An 18440-nucleotide genomic window follows, 5' to 3' on the forward strand; every position below is an offset into this window, starting at 1 on the left:
CCGATGAAAACGATCTCTACTTTATTCATGTTGCGCCGACTCTCCTGCGTTGCCGTGGCCTTGGCCCTGGGGCTTCTGCAGCTTCCCGCCGTCCAACCTGCGGAGGTTCAACGCCGCATGCAGGCCGGCGAGAAGGTGATGTTCATCGATGTGCGCAGCACGGATTTTTTCCAGAAGGGGCATGTGCCGGGCGCCATGAATGTGCCTGTTGGTTTGCTGGCAGAGAAGCGCCTGCCCAAGCTCGGACGGGTGGTTCTGTATGATGACGGTCTGGGCGGTGGACAGGCCGAGACGGCTCTGCCGCTGCTCAACGCCAAGCCCGGCATTCAAGCCGAGATCCTCGAAGGTGGATTTGCCGGCTGGACCGAGTCGGGTGGCGCCACCACCGCCGCTTTTGGGATTTCGAAAGAAGAGATCCCGATGATCACCTATCAAAAGCTCAAGGCGGTTTCCCCTGACGATGTCGTGCTAGTGGATTTGCGCACGGTGACACCCGCGCCGGCCGCCGGCCCAGCTGCCAAGTCGACCGTGGCCGCGCCCGCGCTGACCGACTTGCGTTCGGAGTTTCCCGGAATGCCCGTCACCAAGTCACCTTTCGCGCTGGCGACGACCCGCAAATCGGGCACCCCTGGAGCCGGGGGCAGTCCCTTGCTGGTGTTGGTGGACAATGGCGATGGCAAGGCCGAGGAAACCGCGCGAGCGCTGCGAGCCAACGGGGCCACACGGTTTGTGATTTTAGCGGGCGGCGAAAGAACGCTGTCCCGCCAGGGCCAGCCGGGGTTGCAACGATTGGGACAGACCGTGGAGGCTCCGGCCGATTTCCCGGCAACCATCACGACCTCTACCAATCGAAATAAGTAGGCGCATCCGCTCCATTTTATGACGCTCCTGGGGATTACAAACTTGGAAACAAACCTCGCTGTTCCGTTCCTGCGCTCCGCATGGTTGCGTTGGACGGTATTGCTTGCCTGCTGCGGATCGGCCTTGGCTCCGCTCGAAACAGCAGCTCAGACCGCCCAGACGAATACGATCGTCGCCAACGTCACGCCGAGCGGCTTCACCCTCGTTTGGCGTGGCCCGATCGGAGCCGCGCCGGATGTGCGACTCTTTGCCGACGAGGCGGGCACACAAAGCCTCGATGGGCAGCTGGGCGTTGAGCCTTATCCCGTTCACACGGGTTATCCCCGGGCCACCAACACTTTTGAAAAGCGGCTCAGCAAGGCCTGGCTGCGCGGGAAGACGACTGGTTACGGGCTCGAATCAGTCCGCGTCACGGGCGCGAAGCCGTCGACCACTTACTATTATCAAGTTGTTTCCAGCTCCGCCACCGCGACGAACCTGACTCCGCAGACGCCGCCCTTGCCCTTCGTTCGCACCGCCGAACGCAACTCCCTCGTGCCTGACTCGGTGCAGGTGCTGATGGACGTTCAGGGCTTGGACGTGGCGGGCCGAATCGTCACCCTGACTCACTCCAACTCCGTGAGCGCCTTGGCTTCCGTGGTGGGGGATGGCGCAGGAACGAATCAGGTCTGGTTTAACCTCGCCGAGCTGATCGACCTGGCGGGAGGCAGTAATTTTACTCCCAACGGCAGCCTGCGCTTCGTGGCTCAGGTTCTTGGTGCCGGTCCGGATGGGGGGCGCGCCTTGCCGGTCAACGTCGAGTTTACCGACGCCTTCCGAGTGGCTCGATCCGTCCTTTCCCAGGCGACCAGCGAGTTGGTCGTGGTTTCCTTGGGATCGGGGGTGATGCAAGGGGGCGAGACCAGCAGCGTGCCGGTCTCCCTCGATGCGACCATCCCGTTGGGCAGTCTGAGCCTAAATTTCCGGATTCCCCCCGGGCATTTGACGAATCTGGTTTTGGAGGCGATCGCTCCGGAGGTGGATCCTACCAAGCTCGCGTTAACGCCTGCGGCCGGGGGCTTTTGGTCGGCCAAAATCGTCCCGCGACCCGGGCAGGCCTTGTTTGCCGCGACCGAACTTGTCCGCCTCAAGTTCGCGGCGCTCGGACAGGTGCCTTCCGCTTTCGTTCCTTTGCAGCTTTCGACGGTGAGTGCGACCAAGCCGGACAACACCGTGGCGAATGTCGCTCTCTTCCGCTCCGGCCGAATGGTCGTGGTGGTGAACGAGCCCCTCTTGGAGGCCCATCCGGGAGTGGATGAAACGCGGCCGGTGACCCTCTATGGCAAGCCCTCGTTTGGCTACGCGATCGAGTCGGCTGGGAACACTCAGGGTCCTTGGACGCTGCAGACGAAGGTGGCCATGACCAATCTTTCGCGACTTCTGAACCTTCCCTCGATTCCGCAGCCGCTGACCTTCTATCGCGCCTATGAAATTGCGGCCGGAGCTCCCGAGTTGCAGATCACTCGTCGCTCATCAAATCAGGTTGATCTGTTGGTGTTTGGGGCTGCTGGCAAGAACTACACCTTGCAGTCCGCGCGCAGCCTGACTCCGCCGCTGGTGTGGAACGATGTCTTGACCTTCAGTCTCACCAACTCGGTTCGCACTTTGGAAGGTATTCGGACCACCAACCCGGCCTCCTTCCTCCGCCTGTTCACGCCTTGACCACGGGGCGGAGTCCCGTCGTTAATAGTCCTATAAACCAAAGGCGCTGGCTGCGCTCCAGCCTTCGCCCGAATCGCTATGACATCATGAAAACAATGGTTACCTTTCTTCTCACCTTGGCTCTGGGTGTGGCGCCGGCGATGGCGGTAGATATGTTTTTGAAGCTCGGGGATTTGAAAGGGGAGAGTGTTGACGCCTACCACAAGGACGAAATTGATGTGCTGGCCTGGTCATGGGGCATGAGTCAGTCCGGCACGACTCACACGGGGGGTGGAGGGGGAGCGGGGAAAGCGAGCTTTCAAGATCTAAACCTCACCAAGTATGTGGATCGAACGAGCGTGAAGTTGATCGAGGGGGTCGCGACTGGTAAACACTTTCCGTCGGCCGTATTGGTCGTCCGCAAGTCGGGTGACAAGCCGGTTGAATACCTCAAGATTACCCTGGAGGATGTGATCATCACCTCCCTGTCGACGGGCGGATCCCGCGGCGAAACTTTGCTCACGGAGAATGTCTCCCTGAACTTTCGCAAGTTTAAGGTGGAGTATGTTCCCCTGAATCCAAAGACCGGGGCACCGGAGACGGCGATTCCTTTCAGCTGGGATATCTCCTTGAACGCTGCTCCCTAACCGAGTGTGGCTCGACGGAGCGAACCACCGTGCCGGTGGAACCTATCATGAAGCGTCTGCTGCATCTTTCCGCATGCTTATTGGCCTGGCTGCTGCTCTGCGTCGGTAATCGGGCGCTGGCCTCTATGGATGTGTTCCTCCGCCTGACGTCGGCCACGGGTGAGTCGGTGGATCCGGCACACGCCCAGGATATCGAGTTGCTTTCCTGGCAATGGGGAGCCGCGAACTCAAGCACGACCCACGTGGGCGGCGCTGCAGCGGGGAAATCAACGTTTCAGAATCTTTCCCTCTCCAAGTTCGTGGATCGTTCGACTCCGATTTTGATGTCTGCCGTGGCGAAGGGAACTCATATCGAACGGGCCATTCTTTACGTCCGTGGGACTGGCGGCAAGCCCGTTGAGTTCTACAAAGTGGTTTGTGAGAATGTGTTGGTGACGAGTGTTCAGCTGGGCGGTCATCGGGGTGCGGATCGCTTGACCGAGCAAGTTGTCCTGAATGTTCAAAAGATCGGGGTGGAGTATGTGAGAATCGACGCTCAAGGCCTCCCGGCAGCTCCGGAGCAGTTCAGTTGGGATATTCTCGCGGGTGTTCCCGCCGGTTTGAGTTTTTCGGACCCCGTGGACTTCGATGGGGACGGCCTTCCGGACACTTGGGAACGCGCGTATGGCACACAGCCCAATACTCAGGACGGTGATGCTGATGTGGATCGGGATGGAGCCACGAATCTGGAGGAGTATTTGGCCGGAACTGATCCCTCCAAACCCAATTCCGTCTTTACTGCGAAGCTGGATCCCCCGACTGCCCGTGGGGTGGCCACCCTGAGTTGGAACAGTGTTTCCGGGCTTGTTTATCGAGTTTTGGTTTCAGACCGCCCCGAGGGCGAGTTTCAACTGCTTCAAACCGTGCCCTCCGCCGGAACTGGTACCACCTCCGTTTTGGTGGGCGCCAACCTCGCTCGAAAGTTCTTCCGAGTTGAGGCTCTTCCAGCGCAGTGAGGCTTTGGGGCGGTCGCATTCTTCCATCGATGGGCGCCATCCTCATCGGTTTCCGTCCCCACCCCCACGACCAAACGCGTGAACGTACGTTCAACGAGTTGGTCGTGGAGAGGTCGGCCGGGTGAGGAAGCCTTGTGACCTCGGCGCTATAGTCGTCGGGGTGTAGGAGTCGATCACGAGACATTGGTAGCTTGATTCCTTCTCAGGTGAACGGAATGGCTCTTCGTGGCGTGAAGGAAAAGCGGTGGCATGCCACACGCAGTCCATAAGGGCGGTCGCATTCTTCCGTCGATGGGCGCCATCCTCATTGGTTTCCGTCCCCACCCCCACGACCAAACGCGTGAACGTACGTTCAACGAGTTCGTCGTGGAGAGGTCGGCCGGGTGAGGAAGCCTTGTGACCTCGGCGCTATAGTTGTCGGGGTGTAGGAGTCGATCACGAGTCATGGGTTGCTTGATTACTTAGCAGGTGAACGGAATGGCTCTTCGTGGCGTGAAGGAAAAGCGGTGGCATGCCACGCGCAGGCCATAAGGGCGGTCGCGTTCTTCCGCCGATGGGCGCCATCCTCATCGGTTTCCGTCCCCACCCCCACGACCAAACGCGTGAACGTACGTTCAACGAGTTGGTCGTGGAGAGGTCGGCCGGGTGGGAAGCCCCGTGACCTCGGCCCTACGGTTGTCGGGGTGGAGGAGTCGGTCAGTGTTCCCGTTGCATCTTGCCGTTTAGTTCTGGATCGCGCGGAAGAATTGTGACTCCTCGGTCGGATCGACCGGGATCACATCCATGTAGTCGATCAAGACGCCGCTCCAGAAGGGCGTCCATTGGAAGCCCGGAGCCAGCGATGGAGTCGACTCGATGTTGTAGGTGTCTCCTGATCCGTAGATCGTGAGATCCACCTGTTGCGCGGATTCCACCATCTCGAGCAAGGGTTCCCTGCCCAGGTAAACGACCCGGCCGGGTTGCCCCAAGGCTCGAGGCAGTGGCGACCCGTTGGACTGTATGGCCGCCACATTGGAGATGAACAATGGCACGAAGGCGGAGCTTTGGTTGGCAACCGTTTGGAACGTCAATTGCGACACGATACGCTCTCCGCTCAGACTGACTCCGGGTAAGGTTCCGAGCTGCACTTGATAGCGGTTCCCTCCCAACGCCTGGATGCGGGCGGAGGCCAGGGGTGAGGCGGCGGTTGGCAGAGTGAATCCGGTCAGCCGCCCTTCCGGCACCTGTACCGTGAAGCTCACGTTGGTGGCCGGGATGGTGGTAAAGATGACGATGGGAACACTGGCCGATTGACCGGCTAGTGCGATGCCGTGACCCAATCGCGCCTCCAGATAGTCGCCAACAATGATGCGCAAGGGCTGACTGGCGGTGAGTGACGGAGCCCCGTTGTCGGTGACTTGGATGGTGACTTGATTGGTGCTTCGCGCGTATTCGGCTGACGGTGTCCAGGTGAACACGCCAGTGTTGCGGTCGATGCGCGCACCGCGGGGAGCCCCGGCACCCAAGCTAAAGAAAAACTCCTGGGCCGGACGGTCTGGATCCGTTGCCGAGTTGGTCACCACCAGGGTGGTTTGAACCAGGGCCGCCTGGAGGGGAATAGCATTCAGGGAAGGAGCCTGATTCACCTCTCGAACCCGCAGCCGCAGGGTGCGGCTGGCGGCTTGGCGGGGTGATCCGTTGTCGCGAACAGTGACTGTGATCGGATAATCTCCGGGGCCCTGATCTTCCGACGGGGTCCAGCGCAGGATGCCAAGGGCCGGGTCGAGACTCAGACCTTGAGGAGCACCCGCAGCCAGTTCCCACGTCAGGGTCTGTTCAGGAAGATCGTTGTCGCTCGCCAGGATCCGTTCGGCCAAGGCGATGCCTTCATCAGCCAGGATCTCGGTTGAGGCACTGACGAAGCTCGGGGCGCTGTTAAGCTCACGCACAGTTACCTGGACGCTTTGGGTGGCGATCAGGCTCGGCTCGCCGTTGTCAGTTGCGGTCAGGATGAATCGCGCGACGCTGCCGCCCTGGGCTTCTCCGGTCTGCCAGCGAATGTTTCCGGAAGCCGAATCTATGGTGGCTCCGGCCGGGGCCGAGATTAGGGCATAGCTAATGGTCTGGCGTGGTAGATCGATGTCGATGGCGTTGGCCCGGAGATTGAGCTGGGTGCCTTCGTCGATGGTGACATCTGCCAGCGGTATCAGAGTGGGTGGGGTGTTGGCGCTGTTCGCGGTAGTCTGCGCATCGGGCAGGGTGGGCACAATTTCGACGTTTCCGTCGAGGTCCGTGGCTCGGCTGTAGAAGGAATAGCGGGACCCGTTGATCCCATCGAAGAGCGCGCTTCGCAGCGTGGTTCGGGCGAGCCAATTGGTGTAGGGACTGCCGTTTATCGAAACGAAGATATCGAAGAAAGCGATCCCGGATTCGCCCGCCCCATCGCTGCCCGACCATTCGACCGCGAAGCGCGACGGACTGCTGGCCGGAAGGGCCGCCACCGCGCTCGCCGGGGCGTTGGTATCGGCGACGGTTGGTGCGAATCGGAGCGTGTAACTTCCCGAGCTGTTGTGATCCAAGAGATGCAAGAGCTGTTCGCGCACGGCACCCGTTTGCGCCGATGGGAAGCTGCGATCGGTAGTCCAGATGTTCGGTCCAAGCCGCAGGGTTTTGCCATCGGCGCGAGTGGCGCTGACGAGGCGGAAGTCGGCTCCGGGATTGGGCAGGCGCAGGTAGCTCCACCCAGGACTCATGGTGGTGGTCAGTTGCACCACCAGATCATTGGTGGTGGCCGGGCTATCAACCCTGGGGTTGCTCGCCAGGGTGACGGGTTCGTTCAAGCCGGTGCTGAGGTAGATCACGTCGGGCAGACTTTGCTGGTCCGGTGAATCATTGACCAAGAAGTCGGGGAGGGAGTCGCTCCCAACCCGGTCATCCTGCACGAGATGGATCAGCTCGTGCACGGTTACCGCCTCGATCAGCGACAGGTTTTTGCCACCGAGCGCGTCCACGTGCTCGAAGCTGGCCCGGTAGTCGATGAACTTGCCTTGGAGGTTGGAAGCCATGTCCCACAGCACGGTCTTGGAGGCACCGGGATCGATGGTGCCCAGGTTCAGAGTGAACGAAGGATCGACAGGCTGATTGTCGAGACGTGCTCCGATGAGCTTGAAATCAATGTCGAGCCCCTTCTCATTCTCGATGATGCGCGGCTGCGCGGATGCGATTCGGAAGTTGCGAGCAGTGCCCGCCCCGCCGTTGCGAGCGCGCAATCCGAGGACGAACGGTTCGGAGGGTTCGATTTCCAGGGTGAACGGATCATCCGAGTAGACGTCGCGCTGCTGGAAGTATTCCAGGGTCAGTCGCGCCTCCGGCAGGACCGTGATCGCCCCGGGCAGAAGTTGGATGGTCACAGTCTGACCGTTTTCCTTGAAGCGCAGCGTTCCGCCGATGTAGTAGCCGGTCGGTTGGGTGGGTGCGGCATCGAGCGTGGGGATGAAGAGGTATTCGGCGGATCCGGTCGCGGTGTTGGCGAGTGTCCCCGAGCCGTCGACGGCTGAGAGGCCGCTGAGCGTGGGGCCGCGAACCGCGAACAGCGAGGCGGCGGATTGGTTGTTTCCATCCCGGAAATCCACCGTGAGCTGGATATCGGTCAAGCTACCTCCCGAGTTGTTCTCCAGCACGAGCGTCCCTCGGAAAGCGGATCGGGTGAGGGTGATGTCCTGGCTCAGTTCCATGCGAACCTTAGCGCAGACGGCTGCTGGAGGCGGCAGCGTTCCTCCTAAACCCTGGAGTTCTGGTCCGGCGAGGGCAGGCGGAACTGGGAAGGGTTGATTGCAGGGAACCTCACTCACCAGGGTCACCGTGCCAAAGTTGACGAAACCGGGGGCGGAGCCCACGGGCGAGAATCCAAGCGAGCTCAGATAATTGGAGGCAACGTTGAACATCTGCGGAATTCGCTCCGGCGGGGCACACCCGCAGAAATCGCTGATGCCAAAACCGAACGGACCGTCGACGGAGCCGAAGTCGCCGGAGCGCAGATACCCGCGCACGCGAGCCTTTTGGCACTCGTTCATCTTGCCGAGAAGACAATCAAGCTCAGCCTCAGCAGCGAGGCGACTCGCCGTCATGAAGTCGATTCGGGTGATATCCGCGTTGGGGAATTGACAGCCTGTTTCCGGCACGCAGATGACCTGGAGCGTCACGTCCGCTTCCTTGAACACGAAATTCTCTCCGCATTTGAAGCTGGTATCAATCGGCATGTGGATGACGCATTCGGTGCCCTCGCAGGTTTCCGGGCCGGCCAGTCCCACGGCTCCCTGAAGACCGACGGTCCCGGGAGGGGGAGCATCCGCCACTTGAATGGTGACGGGCACGGAGATGGACGTCAGTGCGGGCAGTTCCTCGATCTCCGTCACCAGCGGGGTGATGATCAATTTAGGGTGGCTGGGGACGGGGATGCGCACCCGCTGCAGGGCGATCCTTCCGGTGTTGCGCAGGCGGATTTCAAATTGGCTGACTCGACCTGGAGTCACGAGCGGCATGATCTGAGGATTCTCCACCACCAAGTTCGGCTGGGGCACCTCGGTTTCGAATTGGGGTTGGAGCACGACTCGATAGTGATCCTCGATCTGGGTGGGAACGACACTCCATTCGTAGCGGACGGTTTCCTGGGTCAGGAACACTTCTTGTTCCTTGGTGATGCCGGGGACCACCCGGATTCCTCCACGCGTGCTGCCATGTCCGGGAGCCGAAGCTTCGAGTAAGTAGTCTCCTTCGAGGAGATTGTTGAACCGGACCTGGCCAGCCGAATCCGTGCGGGCCTGGGCGACGATGCCATTGGTGAAGGGGTCGCGCAGCACCAGCGTGGCGTTGGTCAGTTTGGGAGCGCCGCTGACGAAATACGTGTATTCGTCGGTCGCGGTGAGCACCAGGTCGCCCCGGGCCTCGGAGAGGGCCCGGAACGTGAACGGAACGCTGACACTTGCCTGTTCCTGTCCGATGACCGAGAGGCTTCCGCTATAGACCGTCAGCGGCAGATTGGTCGCGGGGTTGAGAGCGAGAACGATGGTAGTGCGACCGGCCGGCGGTATGGAGGGTAGGGGGGACGGAGATACCAGAGACAGCCAGGGAGTCACTGGCAGCGCGACGCTGAGTTCGCCACTGGCGACGCCCCCTCGGTTGATCACATCGAACTGCACCAAGGTCTGAGTTCCACGGAGCATACCGCGTTGGAGGGACGCGGGTTCGGCCACGAGTTCGGCGGTGGGGGGAGCGATGACGAAGTCGATGGGTATTCGCAGAATGGCTCCTTCGGCGGAAGTGACCACCAGTGCAATTCTTCCGCTCGCACCGCTGGTGAGCGTTGTGAGTAGGCTGAAGTTGAGAGTGGCGACTTGGTTGCCGGCGAGGCTATTGGTCATCGCTGCGGCCAATTCGAAGCCCAACGGCACGCCTTCTCCGGCGACTTCGATTCCAGTGAGGGGCAGCGGGCTGAGATTTCGGACTTCAATCGATCCACTGGCCAGCTCATTGGGGGCAAGGCGCAAGCTGACTTGCCAGGGTACCGCGGCCATTCCCAGCAGAGTGAACTGGTCCTGCGCCTCGTCCTCGCGGACGCGAGGGTGATCGGCACCGATGGTGTAGACGCCGGCTTCTCCGGGTATGGGCTGGAAGGTCGTGCTAAAATTGCCTTGGGCATCGGACACCACCTGGAGAACCCGACGAACTTGGTTCACATTGATGCGCACCGTCGCGGTGCGGAACGACGCCGGAGACCCGTCGGTGCTGAGGAACGTGCGTCCCTGGAGAGGGATCGGTGTGCCGGAGATGGCGGAATCGATGTCGGTGCTCACCGTCGCCCGATAGGACGGCCGAACCGCGATGGGTCCTGAGACCAGGACGTTGTTGCGGTCGGAGCCCTCGGTGAGGGTGCGGGTTGCATCCGTCCGCACGAGGACCCAGTAGGTTCCTGGATCCGAGGGGAGCAGGAACGATCTCGATCTGGAATACCCTTCGCCGACCAACAGTGGCCCTTGATTCGTGACGGCGGTTATCAGGCTGGCGTTGGCACCCTGGGCATCGGTTGAGAGATACACCTCATCGACCCAGGTTCCCACCGCTGTCGCGAGTCCGCTGTTGGTGACGCTCCAGATGGCGCTAATCAGCCCGTCGGTCAGTGAGCTGGGCGGCACGGTCACCTCCACTACCGCCAGGTCGGGCACATCGATGTCGGTAACGGTCAGCGGGGCGGTTCCGGGGTTGTAGCCGACGGCCAGCGCAGTGAAGACTACCTCTTTGATTCCATCGCTCACTCCGTCGCTCACCCCTCGAACGGTGATGTTGGTGGCGGTCACCCCTACAGGAAGCAGGACAGTGGCCGGAGCGGTCGCCTGGCCTGCCGGTGTGGCGTTGATGGAGACGGTGAGCGAGTTGGTGGGAGGGGTATTGCGGCTGACGATCGCGAGCGTGCTGGCTCCTTCCTCGATCACTGCGGACTGGAAAGCGATGTTCAAGGTGGGGCCGTCATCCTCCCTCACGGTAAGCACGGATGAGGCGGTTGCTCCTGGGATGGGAGACCCGTCGCTGCCGATCGCCTGGGCCACGAGGTTTACTGTCTGCGCTCCATAGGCGAGGGTGTCGTTTCTGACATTGACGGGGAAGGCCACGCCGGGCTGGTTGGCTGGGATGGTGACTTCGGATGGCAGTTGGACCAGGTTGCCGCCATTGGTGCTCAATAGCACCCGCAGCGTCGCTGAGCTGATGGGGCTGCGCGTCAAGGTCGCGATCGCGGCGGGGTTCAAAGTCGCTTCTCCCACCGAGGAATCACTGAGCTGGAGCGTGAGGGCCACCGTGTCGTTCTCGAGCAGGGTTATGGAAGTGGAGACCGGAGAAAAGCCGGTTGCAGAGGCGAAAATGGAGGCGACGCGGTTTCCGGTGACGACATCATCGTCGGTCAGAGTGAGGTTAAAGCTGGTGTTGGTTTGGCCAGGCAGAAAGGTGACACTGGCGGGCACGGCGATGGCGCCTGGCCTATCGCTGGTGAGACTGACTGTCAGCGGGAGGTTCGTTTGGGCATTGCGACTCAGCTGGCCGGTCAGTGCGCCCGGGCTGGCGGCCTCTGAGATCGTCGTCGCGCTCAGGCGGAGCGCCAGTGCGGGCGAGTCATTGTCGAGGACCACCAGTTGGTTGGTAACCGTCACATGGCCGGGCGCCTGGGCGGTGAGCGTGATGGTGACATCTCCTAGCGCAACCGCATCATCCCTGATTTCAATCCAGAAAGTGCCGGAAGCGGCACCGATCGGCAGGGTCAAACTTCCTGGGATGATCGCTCGCGAAGGTTGGCTGTTTCCGAGTGCGACGGTGAGCGCCGCGGTGGTATCGCTGTTGCGGACGACAGTCGCCTGGACCGCCTGAGATCCCGCGTTCTCGCTGACCCTGGTGGAGCTGAGTTGGAGCGTGAGGATGGTGGGCACCGAGGTGGGCTGCGACGAGACCCCGACGTTATTGGTCTCATTTTCTTCAAAGACCCGGTTGGCCGCGTCGGTTTCCACGACGAAATAGCGAGCCCCGGCCCCGAAAGCGGGCAGGCTTACCTGTTGGGTGCGAGTGAGGGATTGACCTGCATTTAGGATTCCGGCGAAGGAAACCGACGCGAGGAAGGTATCGCTTCCCGGTGTTGGATCCTGCGAAAGAAACAGCTGATCGGCCCAGCCATTGGTAGCTGGTGTCGTCCCGTTATTCCTCACCGTCCAGACCACCGGCACTTGCTGCCCTGACTGAGCTTGAGCGGGAGCGGTCACGCTGGTGATTACCAGGTCGGGGTAGGGGCGGTCGGCGATACTGATGCGAACCGTGGAGTCGTTGTTGGATTCTCCGGTGCCAGCTGGATTGTGCTCCACCAGCTGATTGAGCGCATCGGTGGAGATGGTGATTTCCAGCCCGCCGATGCCTCGAGCGCCGTCGGGAAGGCGCAAGGATTGTTGTCGCGCACGGGCGGCCCCGGCGGGTAGGGGGCCGTTGCCCACCAGCGTGGGGGTGTAGGGAAGCAGGGTGTTGAGCAATACCTCGGCCGTGTTCGTGTTTCGCACGAGAACTCGATCGTAGAAGGCTCCGGAAGCGAGCGTGTTTCCTTGGTTGGTGGTGTTCCATTGGATGACCAGCTCCGCTCCGGCCTGGAGGGCGGGGCTGGCGGTGATCGCCAGTCCGGCCACCCGGAGATCGGGAGCTGAGAGGGTCACCAGACGCTGCGAGTTGTTCTGTTCCCCGGTTCCGGCCGGATTGTACTCGAAGAGTTCATCGGTTTCGTCGGCGGAGACGGTGATCTCGAATGCACCGAACGCCGTCGAGTCCGCCGGGACCGTAAACTGAAGTGAACGGGTCCTTGAGGATGCGGGAGCGATGGGCCCCTGTTCGGGATCCGATTCCTCGTAGGGCAGGGAAGTGCTGAGAATGATGGACGAGGTGTTCGTGTTGCGGATTCGGACGCTCTCGCTCCAGGAGCCGAGGGTGGCTCGGTTTCCGGAGTTGGTCGTGATCCAACGCAGAGTGATGGTTTGCCCGTTGGTCCAGCCGGACAGCGGTTCGGCCGAAAGCTGGATGGTTTGCAGATCGGGATAGGGTGCTAGCGATGCCGTGGTGTTGATTGAAGCGCTATTGTTCGCCTCAGCCGTGCTGGAGCCGTTCTGTTCGGTCAGGTTGTTGAGGGTGTCGGTAGTGACCGTCACTTGCAGAGCGCCCGCGCTGCCCGAGCCATCCGGAAGTTGTATGGAGAGACTGCGAGCCCGTGACTGCGCGGGTTCAATCGGACCGGAGGTGGCATCATCGTAGGCGAGAGTGCGGCTGACCAGTACCTGGCTGGTGCCGGTGTTTCTGACCGTCACCTGCTCCGTGAAGGAACTGCCGGTGGCGGCGGCGCCCTCGTTGCGAGTGGTCCATCGGACCAGGACGCTTTGGCCGGACTGCAGGTTGGCGTTCGGCGTCAGGGTGACTCCGCTTACCGTCAGGTCTGGGGCGATATTGGTGTTGAAGAGCGTCTGGGACAATGGGGGCGGGTTAAGCACGAGCAGGAACGAATACTGACCTTCGGCGCTGGTGTCCGAATAGCGCCCCTCGACGGCCAGCACATAGTCGCCGGTTTCCAAGAGAGAGAATTCCCGGTCCGTCGTGATGGACTGGGCATCCAGGCTCACGTTGCCGTAGGGCGAATAGATTTTGCAGTAGGGGGTGGCGCTAAAGCCCGAGGTGGGCCGGCCGTCAAAGTAAAAGCGCGCTCCCGCCTGGGCTTCAAACCGATAGAGCCGACTGCTGACGCCCGGGGCCAGGGTTCCATTGACCACCTGGCCGAGGGTCATCGGAGTGGCTGTGGAGGCATCGATCAACCTGAACGCATAGCTGCCCAGAGTCGCCGCGTTAGGGTCGATGACCAGCTGGTATTCTCCCGCAGCCAACTCCAGCAGAGCGTTTCCGTCCGCGCTGTCGGTGCTCCAGAGTTGTCGGGAATCAAACAAGGTGCCGGTTGGGCCGGTCAGGGTGGCGGTGATGCTGCTGTCGCTCAGGGTGTCGAAGAACACCCGAAGTGGCTGCGTCAGGCTGAAGCGGTGGTAGTGACGCTGCCCTGGTATCGAAATGGATCCTTCCACCCGGGCGCCCACCGTCATGGTGTTGGTGAGGTCGGTGATGGAGTGAATCAGGAAGGAGAACAAACCGTTTGTGGAGGTGTCGCTGTAGCGTCCCTCCACCGACATGAGATAGCTGCCGGTCTGCGGCAGCGGAGGGAGTTCGATATCGGTGGTAACCTGCGTGTTGTCCATCACGAGGTCGCCCAGTGGCGAGTAGATCTTCATGTAGGGGGCGGAGCTGAAGCCGCTGGTCGGTCGTCCGTCCACGTAGAGCCGTTGACCGGTGGTCGCATTGAATCGGTAAAGGCGAAGCGAGTTGCCGGGTTCGAGATTTCCGTTGACCAGGGCTCCGGTTGTGAAGGGCTGTGCTGATGAGGAGTCCACCAGCCGGAAGGCGAACTCTCCGACGGTCGCTGCCGCGGGATCCACGACCAGCACATGGTTGCCGGCCAGGAGATTCAGGATCGATCTTCCGTCGACGCTGTCCGAGCTCCAGAACGCCCGGGAGCTGACGATTTCACCCTGAGGACCGAACAGGCTCCAAGTGAGGTCATTGTTGGCCAGACTGTCGAAGAACACGGTGGCGGGAGTGGACAGATTGAGCTGGTAGTAACGGCGATGCCCGGGAGTCGTAAGGGACCCGGCCACCCGTTCGCCCAGAACGATGGTATTGGTCGTGTCACCCCTGGAGTGGAGAAGGAAGCTGAAGCTCCCGCTCGCCGCGGTCTCGTTGGGCCGGCCTTCGATCGAGATCAGGTACGTGCCGGTTTCAGGAGCGATCAGATTGTCGGTGTCGGAGGAGATGCTGTCGGAGAGAACCAGCTTGCCGCGAGGGGACAAGATTCGTAGGGAGGGAATAGCGGAGAATCCGACAGCCGGCCGTCCATCCATGAACATGGCGTCACCCGCCTGTGCTTCGAATCGGCGCAGGACCGTTGCTCCGGCTGGTTCGAGTGTTCCGCTCACCAGGGTGTCGCGAGAAATGGTCGTCGCCGTGGCGGCATCCAGCACACGGAACGAGTAAGCTCCCGCCAGCCCGGTGATCGTGAGGCCGTATTCACCCGCTGGGCACATCACGGAAGAGTCCGAAATGAACGCGCTATCGGACGACCAGAAGGCGCGATTGTTGACCACGAGCCCGGAAGGGCCTGCCAAGCTCCAGGAGACGGAACTGTAAGTCAGCGCGTCGAAGTAGAGACGGGTTGGGGCGCTCAGCGCAAAACGGTAAAGATTGGTGCTGGTGGCGGTGGGCAGGCTCCCGCTCACGGTCGTCCCGAGGGCGAGGAGGGAGCCGGTGAATGGCGTGGGGGGAACGTTTCCAGCGGAAACCACTCGGAACTGGTAGGCTCCGGCGGCCTGGTCGAGATGGTGTCCTTCCACCAGCAGGGTGTAGGCCCCGCCCACCAAGAAGCGATTTGTTTCCGAGTCGGACAGGTGATTTCCGAAAACCTTGGTTCCGTCGGGATCCAGCAAACGCCAGTAGAGATTGGGAAGGTTGGCTTTGCTAATCCAGTCAAAGAAGTACCGATCCCCGGGGGTGACCTCGAGGCGATACACGTCGGTCCGGTTACCTGGGCTGAGGTTGCCGCCCACGGTGACTCCGGGGCTGATTGGAGATCCGCTGGTAAGGTTCAGGAGGCGGAATGAGAACGCCCCAGTGTTATCGCCGGTAGCTGAGATAGTGAGGGTATATTCGCCTGGGGTGAGCGTGTGGACTGGATCCGCCGAGCCGGAACCATCGGAACTGATGAAGCTCCGCCGGCTCACCCATTGCTGTCCGGCTCCTTGAAGTGTCCAGAGCATGGACGAGTCATTGCTCAGGGAGTCGAAGTAGACTTGGGTGCTGGCGGGGACGGAGAAACGGTACTCCTGGGTCTGTCCGGGAGTGGTGATGTTCCCGGAAACCTCGCTGCCGAGGACGAGAGAACGAGCCCCATCGACAACATTCCAGATCGTGAAGCTGTAGTTTCCGCTGGCGGTATCCGCGGGGTGCCCCTCCACGAGGAGCGTGTAGACGCCCCCTTCGGTGAGCAGCAGGGGGCCTACATCGGCGATGCCCCCGCCGAAGATCCGCTCGCCGCGCGAATTGATGCATCGCCAGTAGGCATTAGGCATTCCGGTTTGAGCCACTAGATCAAAGTAAGCCTCGGTGCCTGCCGAAACGGCGAAGCTGAAGGCGTCGGTCTCTCTGGCCGGGTCGAGAGTCCGAGCAATGGTAGCATTCAGAGGAACGATTTCCGCAGAGCCCAGGTCCAGAAGCCGAAAGCTGAAGTCGCCGGTTTCGTCCCGCATGCCCTTGACCTGGAGTTGGTAGGCGCCCGGGGGCAGGTTTAACGGGGGGATTCCCTGAGCGGCATCCGAAGAAGCGAAGCCCCGTTCGTTGATGATCCTGCCCGAAGGACCGTCCAAGGACCATACCACCCCAGCATTCGGGATGATGGCATCGAACGAGACCGAGGTTCGGTTGATCAGGCTGAAGGTGTATAGGTGGGTTTGCCCTGGCAAGGTGACCGTCCCTTGCACGAGAGTGTTCAGTGCCAGGGAGTGGACTTCGTCCTGGGGGGTGACGAGACTAAACGTGTAGTTGCCGATCGTGGCTTCGGAGTGATAGCCATCGATGACCACTGTATAGGTGCCTCCGGCGGTGAGCACTCGAGGGCCCACGTCGGCCAAGCCTTGGGAAAAGACCGCATTTCCAACCGAGTCCACGCATCGCCAGTAGGCGTTGGGCATACCCGAGTTGTTCACCGAGTTGAAGAAAATGCGAGTACCTGGCGGGGTGGTGAACCGAAAAGCGTCGACTTCGTTGGCTGGATTCAGCGTTCCCGAAATGGGGGTGTTCAGGCCGACTTGCTGGGCAGCGGAAAGGTCAACCAGTCGAAAGCCGTAGCCGCCCGTGGTGTCCCCGGTTGCCGTCACAGTTAGGGTGTAGTCACCCGCGGGCGCAAACCTGATATGCCCGGGACTAAAGCCATCAATGCTGGCCAATGGCACGTTGTTCACCAGGCGCCCGGAGGGCCCTTCAAGCAGCACTCGCAGAGGAGAATTGGTCCGGGAATCCACCGCGATGATTCGATCAGTGGGAACGGTGAAGAGGTAGCGCTTCGTTTGCCCGGGCGATTCGATCTGGTCGGACACGACGTCGCCCAATGCGATGGTTTCGAGCCCGTCCTGGATCGGCACCAGGTCGATGCGGAAGGCGTTGGCGGCTCCATCTTCGGCGTAATAGCCGTCGACGACGAGTGAGTACGTGCCGGTCAGCTTCAGATTCAAAGGTCCGCGGTCTCCCCCTCGAAGGTTGGATTGTTCCAGGAAATTATTTTGCGGATCGTAGAGTCGCCAGGTCGCATTTGGAGGGTTGTTGGTGGTGGATACATCGACGAAGAGACGCGAGCCCGCGCTGGCCGCGAAGCGATAGATTCGGCTTTCCTGCAAGGGAGTCAGGTTCCCGAGGATCGGTGTGCCGGGAACGACGGTGGAACCAGAGCTCTCGGTGAGTAGTCGGAGTCGATAGGGGGAGGTGCCGGCACTCGTCCGGCGCACGTAGAAATGGTAATCCCCGGCCGGCAGCAGCAGCAACGGGACCCCCGCATGGCTCTCGCTGTTATTCAGCGTGGAGTGGTTCACTGCCACTCCGCTCGGGCCTTCCATCCAGAGTTGAACGTTGGCGCTGTTGGTGAGCGAGTCCACTAGGACCCGGGTCTCCTCGGCTAGCGTGAAATGGTAAGAGTTGGTGGAAGCGTTGACCAACTCCCCGGCGATCACTTGGTTCAGAGTGTAGGGGGTTCCGGGGAGCGGGGGGGGCGGCGTGTTTCCGAGGAACTCGGGTAGAAAAGAATATCGCATCGCCTCCTGATTGGAGACATACCCCTCGACTAGGACGGTGTATTCGCCGCTCACACCCAGGGTTAACGGTGGTTCCGTGGCGAAGCCGCGACTGAACGTTTCCCTGTTGTAGGGATCGATCAGCCGCCACCAGATATTGCCAGGCGTGGAGACAAAGAGGCGCCTGAAGGAGAATTGGTCTCCGGCGTTGGCCGTGAACCGATAGAGGTGGGAGTCGTTGCCCAGGCTGAGCGTGTTGGAGACCACGGTGTCCGGAGTGAGCAGGCGGGCTGACTCCAGATTGACGAAACGAAACTGATATCCATTGGTGCTGGCGTTGAGTCCGTCCAAGTCGAGCCGGTAGAATCCAGGCTCCAGCGACACGATGGCTCCACTCCCGGCATCGGACTGGTTGAAAGGACGGGAATCCACATGGACCCGTGTGGGCCCCTCCAGCGTCCACCGGACATTGGACTCGTTGGTAAGGGCATCGAAGTAAAACCGGCTGCGGGCGGAGAGGCTGAAGGTATAGCGGTCCACCTCGCCGGGAATCCCGATGGTGCCGCTCACAATATTGGTCGAGCTGACTTGCGCCGGTGCCTCGGCAGTCGGGTGAAGCAACCAGAGGATGGCTAACGGAAGCACTCGAGGACTGAACCGACGAAGTAACGAGGATACGACACACATACGCAAATCGGAATTCATGATTGAGCCAGTGTTAAGGGTGCGACGCAGCCGCGCTTGGAGCAAGAAAAAACCCATCCTCGCTGTTTACGAAAATGGCTGAGCACTTCTTTCATTCGGCGTTTAGATTTCTTGCCCTGCCCTGTTGGCTC

5 protein-coding genes are annotated in these 18440 nt (G+C 61.1%); 4 read left to right on the forward strand and 1 reads right to left on the reverse strand.

Annotation, left to right across the window (positions count from 1 at the left end):
• Positions 1-3: 3 nt before the first annotated feature.
• The 4 genes from JNN07_05020 (at position 4) to JNN07_05035 (ending at position 4183) form a co-directional block, all read left to right on the forward strand.
• Complete coding sequence (locus JNN07_05020; GenBank protein MBL9167079.1) at positions 4-861, forward strand: rhodanese-like domain-containing protein; 858 nt, start codon at positions 4-6, stop codon at positions 859-861.
• A gap of 18 nt (positions 862-879) precedes the next feature.
• Positions 880-2562, forward strand: coding sequence for a hypothetical protein (locus JNN07_05025; GenBank protein MBL9167080.1), 1683 nt, complete (start codon positions 880-882; stop codon positions 2560-2562).
• Positions 2563-2702: 140 nt separating this feature from the next.
• Positions 2703-3188 (forward strand): type VI secretion system tube protein Hcp, encoded by a 486-nt coding sequence (locus tag JNN07_05030; protein ID MBL9167081.1) that lies wholly within the window; start codon positions 2703-2705, stop codon positions 3186-3188.
• 47 nt (positions 3189-3235) lie between these two features.
• On the forward strand, positions 3236-4183 hold the full coding sequence (locus tag JNN07_05035) for a type VI secretion system tube protein Hcp (GenBank protein MBL9167082.1): 948 nt from the start codon (positions 3236-3238) through the stop codon (positions 4181-4183).
• A 722-nt stretch (positions 4184-4905) separates the two neighbouring features.
• Here JNN07_05035 and JNN07_05040 read toward each other — a convergent pair.
• On the reverse strand, positions 4906-18309 hold the full coding sequence (locus JNN07_05040; GenBank protein ID MBL9167083.1) for a putative Ig domain-containing protein: 13404 nt from the start codon (positions 18307-18309) through the stop codon (positions 4906-4908).
• Positions 18310-18440 lie beyond the last annotated feature (131 nt).

This window comes from Verrucomicrobiales bacterium (genome assembly GCA_016793885.1).
In the GTDB taxonomy this organism is placed as follows: Bacteria; Verrucomicrobiota; Verrucomicrobiia; order Limisphaerales; family UBA11320; genus UBA11320.

Bases quoted from the DNA above. Each gene is read 5' to 3' on its own strand.
- JNN07_05020 (MBL9167079.1), top strand. From the start codon at position 4: ATGAAAACGATCTCTACTTTATTCATGTTGCGCCGACTCTCCTGCGTT.
- JNN07_05025 (MBL9167080.1), top strand. From the start codon at position 880: ATGACGCTCCTGGGGATTACAAACTTGGAAACAAACCTCGCTGTTCCG.
- JNN07_05030 (MBL9167081.1), top strand. From the start codon at position 2,703: ATGGCGGTAGATATGTTTTTGAAGCTCGGGGATTTGAAAGGGGAGAGT.
- JNN07_05035 (MBL9167082.1), top strand. From the start codon at position 3,236: ATGAAGCGTCTGCTGCATCTTTCCGCATGCTTATTGGCCTGGCTGCTG.
- JNN07_05040 (MBL9167083.1), bottom strand. From the start codon at position 18,309: ATGAATTCCGATTTGCGTATGTGTGTCGTATCCTCGTTACTTCGTCGG.